Source organism: Rhodococcus yananensis (assembly GCF_020515525.1).
GTDB classification, from domain to species: domain Bacteria; phylum Actinomycetota; class Actinomycetes; order Mycobacteriales; family Mycobacteriaceae; genus Rhodococcus; species Rhodococcus yananensis.
This window is the reverse complement of record NZ_JAIYEP010000022.1, coordinates 43,275-56,375: the sequence shown is the minus strand read 5'-3', so window position 1 is coordinate 56,375 and position 13,101 is coordinate 43,275. Positions and strand designations below refer to the sequence as shown.

At 67.2% G+C, this 13,101-nt stretch carries 11 protein-coding genes and 3 tRNA genes; 9 read left to right on the top strand and 5 right to left on the bottom strand.

The window, feature by feature from the left end:
- Positions 1-21 precede the first annotated feature (21 nt).
- Complete coding sequence (locus tag LDQ05_RS07840) at positions 22-1,032, top strand: 3-isopropylmalate dehydrogenase (protein ID WP_226436338.1); 1,011 nt, start codon at positions 22-24, stop codon at positions 1,030-1,032.
- Positions 1,033-1,102: 70 nt separating this feature from the next.
- Here the strand turns inward: LDQ05_RS07840 and LDQ05_RS07835 are convergent, their stop codons facing one another.
- Positions 1,103-2,323: an MFS transporter gene (locus LDQ05_RS07835; protein WP_226436333.1), complete on the bottom strand. Its 1,221-nt coding sequence runs from the start codon at positions 2,321-2,323 to the stop codon at positions 1,103-1,105.
- A gap of 115 nt (positions 2,324-2,438) precedes the next feature.
- On the opposite strand from LDQ05_RS07835, the gene LDQ05_RS07830 reads away from it, so the two are divergent.
- From LDQ05_RS07830 to LDQ05_RS07810, 5 genes are all read left to right on the top strand, one after another.
- Complete coding sequence (locus LDQ05_RS07830; protein WP_226436332.1) at positions 2,439-3,215, top strand: fumarylacetoacetate hydrolase family protein; 777 nt, start codon at positions 2,439-2,441, stop codon at positions 3,213-3,215.
- Positions 3,216-3,296: 81 nt separating this feature from the next.
- Entirely contained in the window at positions 3,297-4,769 is a 1,473-nt protein-coding gene (gene gltX / locus LDQ05_RS07825; protein ID WP_226436331.1) for a glutamate--tRNA ligase, read from the top strand.
- 170 nt (positions 4,770-4,939) lie between these two features.
- A tRNA-Gln gene (locus LDQ05_RS07820) sits at positions 4,940-5,011 on the top strand.
- Between the two features lie 87 nt (positions 5,012-5,098).
- Positions 5,099-5,171, top strand: a tRNA-Glu gene (locus LDQ05_RS07815).
- 89 nt (positions 5,172-5,260) lie between these two features.
- A tRNA-Glu gene (locus LDQ05_RS07810) sits at positions 5,261-5,333 on the top strand.
- 151 nt (positions 5,334-5,484) lie between these two features.
- Here LDQ05_RS07810 and LDQ05_RS07805 read toward each other — a convergent pair.
- Together LDQ05_RS07805 and LDQ05_RS07800 are read right to left on the bottom strand one after the other, a co-directional pair.
- On the bottom strand, positions 5,485-5,997 hold the full coding sequence (locus LDQ05_RS07805) for a pyridoxamine 5'-phosphate oxidase family protein (RefSeq protein ID WP_226436330.1): 513 nt from the start codon (positions 5,995-5,997) through the stop codon (positions 5,485-5,487).
- Positions 5,998-6,070: 73 nt separating this feature from the next.
- Positions 6,071-6,772 carry an IclR family transcriptional regulator gene (locus LDQ05_RS07800; protein WP_226436329.1) on the bottom strand — a complete coding sequence of 234 codons (702 nt, stop codon included), beginning with the start codon at positions 6,770-6,772 and terminating at the stop codon, positions 6,071-6,073.
- Positions 6,773-6,889: 117 nt separating this feature from the next.
- On the opposite strand from LDQ05_RS07800, the gene leuC reads away from it, so the two are divergent.
- The 3 genes from leuC to LDQ05_RS07785 all read left to right on the top strand — a co-directional run bounded on the left by leuC (position 6,890) and on the right by LDQ05_RS07785 (position 9,813).
- Positions 6,890-8,317, top strand: a complete 1,428-nt coding sequence (gene leuC / locus LDQ05_RS07795; protein ID WP_226436328.1) for a 3-isopropylmalate dehydratase large subunit — start codon at positions 6,890-6,892, stop codon at positions 8,315-8,317.
- A 27-nt stretch (positions 8,318-8,344) separates the two neighbouring features.
- Positions 8,345-8,941: a 3-isopropylmalate dehydratase small subunit gene (gene leuD / locus LDQ05_RS07790; RefSeq protein WP_226436327.1), complete on the top strand. Its 597-nt coding sequence runs from the start codon at positions 8,345-8,347 to the stop codon at positions 8,939-8,941.
- Positions 8,942-9,111: 170 nt separating this feature from the next.
- Positions 9,112-9,813, top strand: a complete 702-nt coding sequence (locus tag LDQ05_RS07785) for an HU family DNA-binding protein (protein WP_226436326.1) — start codon at positions 9,112-9,114, stop codon at positions 9,811-9,813.
- A gap of 125 nt (positions 9,814-9,938) precedes the next feature.
- Here LDQ05_RS07785 and LDQ05_RS07780 read toward each other — a convergent pair whose 3' ends face one another.
- Together LDQ05_RS07780 and LDQ05_RS07775 are read right to left on the bottom strand one after the other, a co-directional pair.
- Positions 9,939-10,868 carry an NUDIX hydrolase gene (locus LDQ05_RS07780; RefSeq protein WP_226436325.1) on the bottom strand — a complete coding sequence of 310 codons (930 nt, stop codon included), beginning with the start codon at positions 10,866-10,868 and terminating at the stop codon, positions 9,939-9,941.
- Positions 10,869-10,928: 60 nt separating this feature from the next.
- Entirely contained in the window at positions 10,929-13,058 is a 2,130-nt protein-coding gene (locus tag LDQ05_RS07775; protein WP_372461053.1) for an RNA degradosome polyphosphate kinase, read from the bottom strand.
- Positions 13,059-13,101: the final 43 nt, after the last annotated feature.

Sequence of the window (13,101 nt, the reverse complement as noted above, 5' to 3'; positions counted from 1 at the left end):
ACAGGAAGAGAGTTCGAGAAGATGAAAATTGCGGTCATTCCCGGTGACGGCATCGGCGTCGAGGTCACGGCCGAGGCCCTGAAGGTGCTGGGCAAGCTCGTAACCGATCTGGACACCACCGAGTACGACCTCGGTGCGCGCCGCTACAACCGGACCGGTGAGCTGCTGCCCGCGGCCGATCTCGCCGCGATCCGCGAGCACGACGCGATCCTGCTCGGTGCGATCGGCGACCCGTCCGTCACCCCCGGTGTGCTCGAACGCGGTCTGCTGCTCAACATGCGGTTCGCGCTCGATCACCATGTCAATCTTCGGCCGTCGCGTCTGTACCCGGGATCGTCGTCACCGCTCGCCGCGAACCCCGATATCGACTTCGTCGTGGTGCGTGAGGGCACGGAGGGGCCGTACACGGGCAACGGCGGTGCGATCCGCGTGGGCACCGACCACGAGATCGCCACCGAGGTGTCGATCAACACGTGGTTCGGCGCCGAGCGCGTCGTCCGGTACGCATTCGAGCTCGCCCGGTCGCGGCGCAAGCATCTGACGTTGATCCACAAGACCAACGTGCTGTCGAACGCCGGGGCGATCTGGACGCGCGCCGTCGAAACCGTCGGCAAGGAGTACCCGGACGTGCAGACCGCGTACTGCCACATCGACGCCGCGACGATCTACATGGTCGACGATCCGGGCCGGTTCGACGTCATCGTCACCGACAACCTCTTCGGCGACATCATCACCGATCTGGCGGGTGCGGTCACCGGTGGAATCGGCCTGGCCGCGAGCGGCAACATCGACGCCTCGGGCACGAACCCGTCGATGTTCGAGCCGGTGCACGGCTCGGCACCGGACATCGCGGGCAAGGGCATCGCCGATCCGACGGCGGCGATCCTGTCCACGGCGCTGCTGTTGCGTCACCTCGGTCGTGAGGACGACGCCGTGCGCGTCGAGCGTGCGGTCGAAGCGGACCTCGCGTCGCGCGGCGACCTGCCGATCGTGACCTCCGAGATCGGCGACCGCATCACCGCCGCCCTGTAGGACACCCCGCGTCCGGTCCACCGTCGCGTCCGGCCCACCCACTTCCGAGCGAATGTATCGTCGGCTCGATTCAATCGAGCGAGTGTACCGTTCGCTCGGGGGTGGGGACCGCCGGATCGGTCGGGACCACCGGGACGGCAGCCGCGGGTGCGATCGCGGAGAGCGCGAACGCCGCCGGGAACCCCACCGCGGCGATCAATGCGCCGAACACCGGGCCCACCGCGGCGGCGAAGACGAACTGGCCGGTGTTCTGGACACCGAGCGCGCGTCCACCCCAGTAGGGTCCGGCGATCTCGGCGACCGCGGTGAACGCCAGCCCGTTGGGGCTCGAGGTCGCGACCGACGCGACGAGCAGTACGGCGACGGCGAGCGCCCCGTTCGGCATCATCGACACCCCCGACAGCGCGAGCATCGACACCGCGACGGCCATCGCCACCGTGCGCAACGGAGCGAGTCGGCTGCCCACCCGATCCGACCACGCTCCCGCCGCGACACGGCCGAGCGCTCCGAGGATCTGCGCTGCGGTGATGACCAGTCCCGCGGAGGTTTCCGACCAGCCCCGGTCGGTGATCAGCCACACCAGGGCGTAGGTCCACACGACGTACTGCGGAATGACGAGCAGGATCGACGCGGCATGGATCCGGGCGAGGACGGATCCCGTCCGGTACGGATTGTCGAGTGCCCCGGTGCGCGCCGCCTCGGACCGTTCGGGACGGGGCGGATCGACGATTCCGACGGCGCAGGCAACCGCGGCGACACCGCACACGACGGCGGGAAATGCCAGAGCCCAAGAGATCCCGTGACCGCTGGCCAGTTGCGGGACGGCCAGCGCCGACGCGGCGACGCCGAGCGGAACCGACATCTGCCGGATGCCCATCGCGAGCCCACGCCGGTGGGGAGGAAACCATCCCACGACGACGCGCCCGCTGGCGGCGTTGGCGCTGACGGCACCGGCACCGCCGACGACGAGAAGGACCGCGAGCACCGGCAGCGACGTGGTGAAGGCTGCGGCAGTGACCGCGGCGGACGTGATGCCGAGCCCGGCCGTGAGCGCGAGTCTCTCACCGTGACGGTCGGCGACCGCGCCCCACAGGACGAGCGTGAACATTCCGCCGAAGAGCGGTGCACCGGCGAGCGTTCCGGCCTGCGCGAGTGTGAATCCGGCATCCTCGTGAAGTGTCGGGATGAGGAACGCGACACCGTTGACGATGGTTGCCTGCGCCGCCTGCGCGAGGACGCCGATCGCAAGGATCAACCATCGCCGGGCACCGATCGTGCGTACGTCCGTCATTAAATCCCACTATCTGAGACTTCGTTCTCGAATCGTAAAATACTGTTCGCACTGTATACCCGTCTCGCCCGGACGTCGATCGGGGAGCGCGGTGCACACCGATAGACTTCCGAACATGCGCCTTGGTCGAATTGCCAGCCCGGACGGTGTCGCCTTCGTCAGTATCGAAGGGGAGGGGGACTCCGCCGTTGCGAAGGAGATCGCCGAACACCCGTTCGGCACACCCACCTTCACCGGCCGTAGCTGGCCCCTCGCCGACGTCCGACTGCTCGCGCCGATCCTTGCGAGCAAGGTGATCGCCGTCGGCCGCAACTACGCGGCGCACGCTGCGGAGTCCGGCAACGAAGTCCCCGACGAGCCCGTGATCTTCCTCAAGCCCAACACGTCCATCATCGGACCCGGTGTCCCGATCGTGATTCCACCCACGTCCACCCTCGTCCACCACGAGGCGGAACTCGCCGTCGTCATCGGACGTCCGTGCAAGGACGTTCCGGTGGCCAAGGCCCGCGACGTCGTGCTCGGATACACCGTCGCCAACGACGTCTCCGCGCGCGACCATCAGAAACAGGACGGCCAGTGGGCGCGCGCCAAGGGGCACGACACGTTCTGCCCGCTCGGCCCGTGGATCGAGACCGACCTCGACCCGTCCGACCTCGCGATCGGCGCCGAGGTCAACGGCGCGGTTCGGCAGAGCAGCCGAACGTCGGCGATGGTCCACGACATTCCGTCGCTCATCGCGTGGGTGTCGGCCGTGATGACGCTGCTGCCCGGCGACGTGATCCTCACCGGCACACCGGAGGGCGTCGGCCCGATCACCGCCGGCGACACCGTGTCCGTCACCGTCGAGGGGATCGGCACGCTGACCAACCCGGTCGTCGCGAAGGGATCCTGACCTGCCGGTCCGGCGATCTCCGGGTCGGGGATGGGGCTAGCCTGAAAGGGTCTCCAACCGTCCCTCGACCCGAGTGAGCCGATGACCTCCAGCGATGTTCGCGTCCGATTCTGTCCGTCCCCGACCGGAACCCCGCACGTGGGTCTCGTCCGTACCGCCCTGTTCAACTGGGCGTTCGCACGGCACCACGGCGGCACCTTCGTGTTCCGCATCGAAGACACCGACGCCGCCCGCGACAGTGAAGAGTCGTATCAGTCGATCCTCGACGCGCTGCGCTGGCTCGGCCTCGAGTGGGACGAGGGTCCCGAGGTCGGCGGCCCGTACGAGCCGTACCGGCAGTCGCAGCGTCGCGACCTGCATCTCGATGTCGTCGCGAAGCTGGTCGAGGCGGGGGAGGCCTACGAGTCGTTCTCGACGCCCGAGGAGGTCGAGGCCCGGCACAGGGCGGCCGGTCGCGACCCGAAGCTCGGATACGACAACTTCGACCGTGATCTGACGCCCGAGCAGCGTCAGGCGTATCTCGACGAGGGTCGCAAGCCGGTGGTGCGACTGCGGATGCCCGATTCCGATCTCACGTGGAACGATCTGGTGCGGGGCGAAACCACGTTCAAGGCCGGCACGGTGCCCGATTTCGCGCTCACGCGCGGCAACGGTATTCCGCTCTACACGCTCGTCAATCCGGTCGACGACGCCCTGATGAGGATCACGCACGTGCTCCGCGGCGAGGACCTGCTGTCGTCGACGCCGCGACAGCTCGCCCTGTATGCCGCGCTGCAGCGCATCGGCGTGACCGACTTCACGCCGGAGTTCGGTCATCTGCCGTTCGTGATGGGGCAGGGCAACAAGAAGCTGTCCAAGCGCGACCCCGAGTCGAACCTGTTCCTGCACCGTGACCGCGGGTTCATCCCCGAGGGGCTGCTCAATTACCTGGCGTTGCTCGGCTGGGGGCTCGCCGACGACCGCGACGTGTTCTCCCTCGACGAGATGGTCGCCGCGTTCGACATCTCCAAGGTCAACTCCAATCCTGCCCGCTTCGACCAGAAGAAGGCGGACGCGATCAACGCCGAGCACATCAGGCTCCTCGAGCCGGCGGATTTCGCAGCCCGGTTGAAGACGTTCCTCATCGACCACGGTCACCTCACCGGCGACGTCGACGACGCGTTGTTCGCGACCGCAGCCGACCTCGTGCAGACGCGCATCGTCGTGTTGTCGGATGCGTGGGGTCTGCTGAAATTCCTGTTCGTCGACGACGCGGATTTCCGGATCGACGAAGCATCCGCTGCCAAGAATCTCGGGGACGGTGCCGCGCCGGTGCTGGACGCGGCGATCGCGGCGGTCGAGGGGCTCGACGCGTGGACCACCGAGGCACTCGAAGGAGCCCTGAAGACAGCGCTGATCGACGAACTGGGACTCAAACCCCGCAAGGCGTTCGCACCGGTGCGGGTGGGTGTCACCGGCTCGCACGTGAGCCCGCCGCTGTACGAGTCGATGGAGTTGCTCGGTCGCGACCGGTCGCTGGCGCGCCTCCGGGCGGCCCGCGCGACCATCTCCTGATCGACGACCGGCGAGCACGCCCGAGCCGGGGTGCTCGCCGGTCGACCGGCCGCATATGGATGCGCCCTGACCAGGCGATTTGTAGTTCATCCCCGGTTTGGTGTTAATCTTTCTCTCGGTTCGGAACGGAGGCCACAGCGCGCGGAGCGCAGGCGTTCGAGACAGACCATTGGGGTATGGTGTAATTGGCAACACAGCTGATTCTGGTTCAGCCATTCTAGGTTCGAGTCCTGGTACCCCAGCTGAGGCACGGTGGTTTGCCCACCGTGTCCCGGCCAGCTAAGCTGGCTGAGCCTCCTTCGGGAGGCAACAGGAGAAGAATGTCTCAGGCCCCCGTCGTCTAGCGGCCTAGGACGCCGCCCTCTCACGGCGGTAGCGTGGGTTCGAATCCCATCGGGGGTACATCGGATCGTCTCCGGTCGCAAGACCGGGGGCGCTCTTTTCCTGAGGCTCGACGACCGGATGCGGTGCCGTCGAGTTGCAAGTTCCAGGCCCCCGTCGTCTAGCGGCCTAGGACGCCGCCCTCTCACGGCGGTAGCGTGGGTTCGAATCCCATCGGGGGTACATCGAAATGGGCGCGTCCGGAATCCGGACGCGCCCATTTTCCGTTCCCGTGAGCGAACGTGCCGGTCGTCTCGTCGGATCGATCGAACGTGCCCTTCGCTCACCTGCGTGGGGACGGAACGCGCGGGGCGGGTGGTGGAGACCGGTGCGCTCAGCTCTCGAAGCGGGGCAGGTACTGCGCCGTGCTGCCACCGATCGGCATCGCAGGCATTCCGAGTTTCCGATGGTCCCACGATCGGGTGCGTTTCGGGACGACGCGCACGGCGACCCGCTTGTGCATCATCTGCTCGACGGCCGACCGGGCATCCTCGGAGTAGGGGCCCGTATAGCGCTCCCACACGTCGCGGCAGACGTCGAACACGACCCCAGGGTCCTCGACGATCTCGGCGCGCCCTTCGACGGACACACCACGGAGTTGGTCGTAGGTGTCGCCCGCCTCGACCAGTGCGGTGATGCGGTCGTCGCGACGCAGATTGACCACCTTCTGCGATTTCGACTTCGTCTCGAACCAGATCTCGCCGTCGAGGACGGCGTACCACATGGCGACGAGATGCGGCGTGCCGCCCGGACCCATCGACGCGAGTGTCGCCACCCGACTCCGGTGGAGGAAGTCGTCGATCTCCGTGCCGGTCATCTCGATCTCGGTGCGGCGCTTGATTCCCATTTCTGCACTGTGACACATCTCGCACATGCCGACAAAACGCCCTCCCGCGGACGATCCGTGGGAGGGTGGGGTGTCAGAGTCGTTTGTGCAGAGCCTCGGCCGCGGCCAGGAGATCGGCCGCCCATCGGGAGCCGGGGCGGCGCCCCATCCGGTCGATGGGGCCCGACACCGAGATCGCGGCGACCACGGTGCCGGTGCGATCCCGGACCGGTGCGGAGACGGAGGCGACGCCGGATTCACGTTCGGCCGCAGACTGCGCCCAGCCGCGGCGCCGAACCTCGGCGAGCACCCGTTCACCGAAAGCGGCTTCGGGCAGCAGCGCTCGCTGGGTGGCGGTATCGGCCCATGCAAGAAGCACTTTCGCGCCGGAACCGGCGGTCATGGGGAGGCGGGCACCCACGAGCACGGTGTCGCGCAGGCCGGTGGGAGGTTCGAGCGCGGCGATGCACACCCGCTGGGTTCCCTCGCGTCGATACAGTTGCACACTCTCCCCGGTGATCTCGCGCAACCGCGGAAGGACGAGAGACGCGGCCTCGACGAGTGGATCCCCGGCGCCGGCGGACAGTTCTGCGAGCCCGGGGCCCGGGCGCCATTGGCCGTCGCCGTCCCGCATGAGGAGGCGATGGACCTCGAGGCCGACCGCGAGGCGATGTGCGGTGGCGCGAGGAAGTCCGGTGCGTTCACACAACTCGTTGAGGTTGCACGGTTGTTCCGCCACCGCGTGGAGTACGGACACCGCTTTGTCCAGAACCCCGATCCCGCTATGCTGTCTCACAGGTCGATACCTCCGTCTCGCATAATGGGAAGCATAGCGCATTGGGCGAATCGGGGACGACACCAGACGCGGACCGGACAGCCCCCGATCCGGGGCCGCGTTCGTCACGGACGACAGGTGGAGATGATGGCTGGAAAAACTCTGGCGGAGAAGGTGTGGGATCAGCACGTGGTCGTGCGCGGTGAAGGTGAGGGTGCAGGGCGTCGGCCCGACCTGATCTACATCGATCTGCATCTCGTACACGAGGTGACCAGCCCGCAGGCGTTCGACGGCCTGCGGCTGGCCGGGCGGCCCCTGCGTCGCCCCGATCTCACCATCGCGACCGAGGACCACAACGTGCCGACGGTCGACATCGACGAACCGATCGCGGATCCGGTGTCGCGCACGCAGGTCGAGACCCTCCGGCGCAACTGTGAGGAATTCGGTGTCCGACTGCACCCGATGGGCGATCTCGATCAGGGGATCGTCCACGTCGTCGGCCCGCAGCTGGGACTCACACAACCCGGCATGACCGTGGTGTGCGGCGACAGTCACACCTCGACGCACGGCGCGTTCGGCGCTCTCGCAATGGGAATCGGCACCAGTGAAGTCGAACACGTCATGGCGACGCAGACGCTGTCGTTGCGACCCTTCAAGACGATGGCGATCACCGTGGACGGTGAGCTGCAGCCCGGAGTGACGAGCAAGGATCTCATCCTCGCGATCATCGCGAAGATCGGTACCGGTGGCGGGCAGGGGTACGTCCTCGAATACCGCGGCGAAGCCATCCGCAAGCTGTCGATGGAAGCGCGGATGACCATCTGCAACATGTCGATCGAGGCGGGTGCCCGCGCGGGGATGATCGCCCCCGACGAGATCACCTACGAATTCGTCAAGGGCCGCCCGCACGCCCCACAGGGCGCCGACTGGGACGCCGCCGTCGTCGCGTGGGAGCAGCTGAAGACCGACGACGACGCGGTGTTCGACGCCGAGGTCCACATCGACGGCAGCGCGCTCACGCCTTTCGTGACGTGGGGGACGAATCCCGGTCAGGGTGCACCGCTCGGTGATCGTGTCCCCGTACCGGCGGAGATCGCGGACGAGACCGAGCGTCAGGCCGCGGAGAAGGCGTTGCGCTACATGGATCTCGAGCCCGGGATGCCGCTGCGCGAGGTCAAGGTGGATACCGTCTTCGTCGGCTCGTGCACCAACGGCCGCATCGAGGATCTTCGTGCCGTCGCCGATGTGTTGAAGGGGCGCAAGGTCGCCGACGGCGTGCGCATGCTCGTCGTTCCCGGTTCGATGCGTGTTCGTGCCCAGGCCGAGTCCGAAGGTCTCGGAGAGATATTCACCGCGGCCGGTGCCGAGTGGCGTCAGGCCGGGTGTTCGATGTGCCTGGGAATGAACCCGGATCAGCTTGCGCCGGGCGAACGGTCGGCGTCGACGTCGAATCGCAACTTCGAGGGTCGGCAGGGCAAGGGGGGACGGACCCACCTGGTGTCGCCCGCAGTGGCCGCGGCGACGGCCGTCCGAGGCACTCTGTCGGCGCCGGCCGACCTGGTTTAGCACACGGGACCCGAGGAGAGAGATTCCATGAAAGCCTTCACCACCCACAAGGGCATCGGCGTCCCGCTGCGCCGATCCAACGTCGACACCGACCAGATCATTCCCGCCGTCTACCTCAAGCGCGTCACGCGGAGTGGTTTCGAGGACGGACTTTTCGCGGCGTGGCGCACCGACCCCTCGTTCGTGCTCAACACCGCACCGTTCGACCGGGGTTCGGTACTCGTCGCCGGCCCGGACTTCGGAACCGGCTCGTCGCGGGAGCACGCCGTGTGGGCCCTGTCGGATTACGGGTTCCGGGTCGTGATCTCGTCGCGGTTCGCCGACATCTTCCGCGGCAACGCCGGTAAGGCAGGTCTGCTCGCCGCTCAGGTCTCGCAGGACGACGTCGAACTGCTGTGGAAGCTCATCGAGCAGCAGCCCGGGCTGGAACTCGAAGTCGATCTGAACAATCGGACGGTCACCGCCGGAACGACCGTGGTGCCGTTCGCCATTGACGACTACACGCGGTGGCGCCTGCTCGAGGGTCTCGACGACATCGGATTGACATTGCGCCAGGTAGAAGCGATTTCCGAGTACGAGAAGTCGCGTCCGGACTGGAAGCCGAAGACTCTGCCGGCACCCTGAGAATCCCTGTCGAATCGGACTGTTCGGGCCCGCACGGATGTGACATCCGATGCGGGCCCGACCTGTTAGTTGCATGAGAATTGGCGTGGCACATAGACTCTTGCCCGTTTGCGGGTTTACCGTGGACTCGAGACGGTCTGACGGTGGACCGTGATGTGCGGAGGATTTCAATGAACAAAGCAGAATTGATCGACGTTCTGACCGAGAAGCTCGGTTCGGATCGGCGTACGGCGACGGCTGCTGTCGAGCACATCGTCGACGCGATCGTGCGTGCCGTGCACGCGGGCAACAGTGTCACGATCACCGGATTCGGTGTCTTCGAACAGCGTCGGCGCGCTGCCCGAGTCGCGCGCAACCCGCGCACCGGCGAGACCGTCAAGGTCAAGCCGACGTCGGTTCCCGCGTTCCGCCCCGGCGCTCAGTTCAAGGCAGTGATCGCCGGCACGCAGAAGCTGCCCGCGACCGGCCCTGCCGTCAAGCGCGGTGCCGCAGCCGCCGCGAAGAAGACCGCCGCGAAGAAGTCCGCGGCCAAGAAGACGGCGGCGGCTAAGAAGACGGCGGCGGCGAAGAAGACCACCGCCGCAGCGAAGAAGACCACGGCGGCGAAGAAGACCACCGCCGCAGCGAAGAAGACCACGGCGGCGAAGAAGACCACCGCCGCAGCGAAGAAGACCACGGCGGCGAAGAAGACCACCGCCGCAGCGAAGAAGACCACGGCGGCGAAGAAGACCACCACCGCGGCCAAGAAGACCACGGCGGCCAAGAAGACCGCAGCCAAGACGACTGCGGCGAAGAAGACCGCAGCCAAGACCACCGCGGCGAAGAAGACCGCAGCGAAGAAGGCTCCGGCCCGGCGGACCGCGAAGAAGTAGGTCGCACTGCGCCATCACCCGGCCCGTTCCGCATGTGCGTCGAGCCGATGCGGAACGGGCGGGGTCGTCACCCGGATGTCCCCGACGCCTCGGGACGAGCGGGAACGGGACCGGCTGTCCCGGGCTCAGGGCCTCGAGGCGGGGAGTGGACTGTCGATGTGATCGGCGGCGACGAGCCGACCGTCGCGCAGTGACAGCACCCACATACTCGCTTTCCTGTTGCGCGCGGCAGGAAGCCGCACGCCGTCCCGGTCGGCCCACCAGCGGATCAGATCGGGAATCACCTTTCCCTGGCTGCTGACGGCCGGTGTGCCGTCGGCCTTCGCGATCTCGAGGATTCGGGCGCGTGTCCGGTCGGGGTCGGCGGCGAACGCCTCCTCCGACAGCGCCGGATCGACGTCGACGGTGATTCCGCGGCTCTGCGCGAAGGGTTCGACGGTGCGGATGCAGCGCACACGATCGGCGGAGACGACCGTGTCCGCGCCGAACGCTCCCAGCTGGGCGACGAGCGCGTCCGCCTGCTCCCGACCTTTCGGGTCGAGTGGGCGGTCGGCATCGTCACCGCGGTACTTCTTCCGGCTTCCGGCCTTGGCATGCCGGACGATCAGCACGGTGTCGGTGTCGGCGGGCTGCGCGAGGAATCGGCGGAGCACCGTGCAGTCCATCGGATACGACAACTGCGCGAACGCGTCCCGCGGCCGAAGCCAACGAAGTTCGTCGACCTCGTGGTTCGGCACGAACCGTCCGTCACCGCATCGGGCCGACCAGTAGTCGACCCGCTTGAGCTTGCGGTGACCCACCACCGGATAGGTGACCTTCCCGAGATAGCGGCCGAGTGTCGACGCGAATCCCGTTTCCTCCTCGATTTCGCGCACCGCCGCCGCGACGGCGGTCTCGCCCGGGTCGAGTTTGCCCTTGGGCATCGACCAGTCGTCGTACCGGGGTCGGTGCACGACGGCGATCTCGATGTCGTCGGTGCCGCCGACGGGGCGCCACAACACGGCACCGGCCGCGAAGATGTTGGCTCGCATGGAATTGTCGGTGGTGGTGTTCACGCTCTCACCCACAGGGCCTCCCGTGTCACAGCATTGTGCATTGCACTGCAAGGACCCGCGTCACGATGTGCGGCTGCGCATCAACTCGACCTGGTGGTCGCGGGCCACCGCCCCCGGTGCCGGTGAGGCCGTCCAGGTGCCGTCCGCCTCGAGGGTCCAGCAGCGGGTCGCCGGATCCAGCGCGGAATCGAAGATTCCGGCCAGTTGCACGCACAGTGTGGGGTCTTTCACCTGCACCATGACCTCGACACGACGGTCGAGGTTGCGGTGCATCATGTCGGCGCTGCCGATCCAGAACTCGTTCCCTCCGCGGAAGTGGAGGATGCGGGAGTGCTCCAGGAATCGGCCGAGTATCGAGCGCACCGTGATGGTCTCGCTCAGACCGGGGACACCGGGTCGGAGCGAACAGATGCCGCGGACGACGACCTCGACCGGGACACCGGCGCGGGACGCGCGGTAGAGCGCGTCGATCACCTGCTCGTCGACGAGCGCGTTGGCCTTGAGCCGGATCCCGGTGGGCTTACCGCTCTCGTGGTGCTCGATCTCGCGGTCGATGCGCTCGATGATGCCCTTGCGGACCCCGTGCGGAGCCACCAGCAGGTTGCGGTAGTGGGCCTTCCGGGAATACCCGGTGAGGGTGTTGAACAGATCCGTCAGGTCCGCGCCGATCTCCGGTGAGCACGTCAGCAGGCCGACGTCCTCGTACAGGCGGGCCGTCTTCGGATTGTAGTTTCCGGTCCCGATGTGGCAGTACCGCCGGATCGTCGAACCTTCACGTCGCACGACCAGCGCGGTCTTGCAATGGGTCTTGAGTCCGACGAGCCCGTAGACGACGTGGACGCCGGCCTGTTCGAGTTCGCGCGCCCACTTGATGTTCGCCTGCTCGTCGAAGCGGGCTTTGATCTCGACGAGCGCCACCACCTGTTTACCGGCCTCGGCGGCGGCGATCAGGGCGTTGACGATGGGCGAATCACCGGACGTGCGATAGAGGGTCTGCTTGATCGCCAGCACCTGATCGTCCGCCGCGGCCTGCTCGATGAACCGCTGCACGCTCGTCGAGAACGACTCGTACGGGTGATGGACGAGCACATCGCTCTCGCGGAGGGCGGAGAAGACGCTCTTCGGGGTCTCCCGTTCGCCGAACGCCGGATGGGTCGCCGGCACGAACGGGATGTCCTTGAGGTCGGGGCGTTCCACCGAGTGGATCTGCCACAGGCTCGACAGGTCGAGCAGCCCGGGCAGCTGCACGACGTCGGCGGGATCGACGTCGAGCTCACGCAACAGCAGTTCGAGCATGTGCTCGGTCATGTCGTCGGACACCTCGAGGCGCACCGGAGATCCGAACCGGCGTCGCGCCAGTTCACGTTCGAGGGCCTGCAGGAGGTCCTCGTCGCGGTCCTCCTCGACATCGAAGTCGGCGTTGCGGGTGACGCGGAACGCGTGATGCTCGACGACGACCATGCCGGGGAACAGCACGTCGAGGTGAGCGGCGATGAGCTCCTCGAGCGGAAGGAACGCCGGGATGCCCGACGTGGAGGCCCCGCGCTCGACACGCACGTACCGGTCGACGTTGTCGGGGACCTTGACCCGAGCGAAATGCTCGCCGGACGAATTGGAGTCCTTCACGGTCACAGCAAGATTGAGGCTCAATCCGCTGATGTACGGGAACGGGTGGGCGGGATCCACGGCGAGAGGCGTGAGGACAGGGAAGATCTGCTCCGCGAAATACCGTGTCAGATCGGTGTGCTCGTCCTCGGTGAGATCGGCCCAGCGGATGATCGAGATGCCCTCGTCGGCGAGCGCCGGGATCACCGAGTCGAGGAAGACCTGGGCGTGACGCCCGGCGAGTTCCTGCGTGCTCGAGGCGATCAACGCCAGCTGCGCCCGCGGCGACAGCCCGTCGGCGGACCGCACCGACAATCCGGTCTCCGCGCGCCGCTTGAGCCCCGCGACCCGCACCATGTAGAACTCGTCGAGATTCGACGCGAAGATCGCCAGGAACTTCGCGCGTTCGAGCAGGGGAATGGACGTGTCCTCGGCGAGGGCCAGCACGCGCGCGTTGAACTCGAGCCAGCTCAACTCCCGGTTCAGATACCGGTCGACGGGTAGACCGTCCGCTCGGGGCTCGAACGAACCCGACGCGGCGGGAGGAGCGGCCGGCGCCGCGGGGGTGCGGCCACGTCGCAGCACAGTGGGGGACGGTCCTGACTGATCGGATCCGACGCGCGCGTCG

Coding starts and splice junctions, on each gene's coding strand:
- LDQ05_RS07830 (WP_226436332.1), top strand. CDS start 2,439: ATGCGCCTTGGTCGAATTGCCAGCCCGGACGGTGTCGCCTTCGTCAGT.
- leuD (WP_226436327.1), top strand. CDS start 8,345: ATGAAAGCCTTCACCACCCACAAGGGCATCGGCGTCCCGCTGCGCCGA.
- LDQ05_RS07835 (WP_226436333.1), bottom strand. CDS start 2,323: ATGACGGACGTACGCACGATCGGTGCCCGGCGATGGTTGATCCTTGCG.
- LDQ05_RS07785 (WP_226436326.1), top strand. CDS start 9,112: ATGAACAAAGCAGAATTGATCGACGTTCTGACCGAGAAGCTCGGTTCG.
- LDQ05_RS07805 (WP_226436330.1), bottom strand. CDS start 5,997: ATGGGAATCAAGCGCCGCACCGAGATCGAGATGACCGGCACGGAGATC.
- gltX (WP_226436331.1), top strand. CDS start 3,297: ATGACCTCCAGCGATGTTCGCGTCCGATTCTGTCCGTCCCCGACCGGA.
- LDQ05_RS07840 (WP_226436338.1), top strand. CDS start 22: ATGAAAATTGCGGTCATTCCCGGTGACGGCATCGGCGTCGAGGTCACG.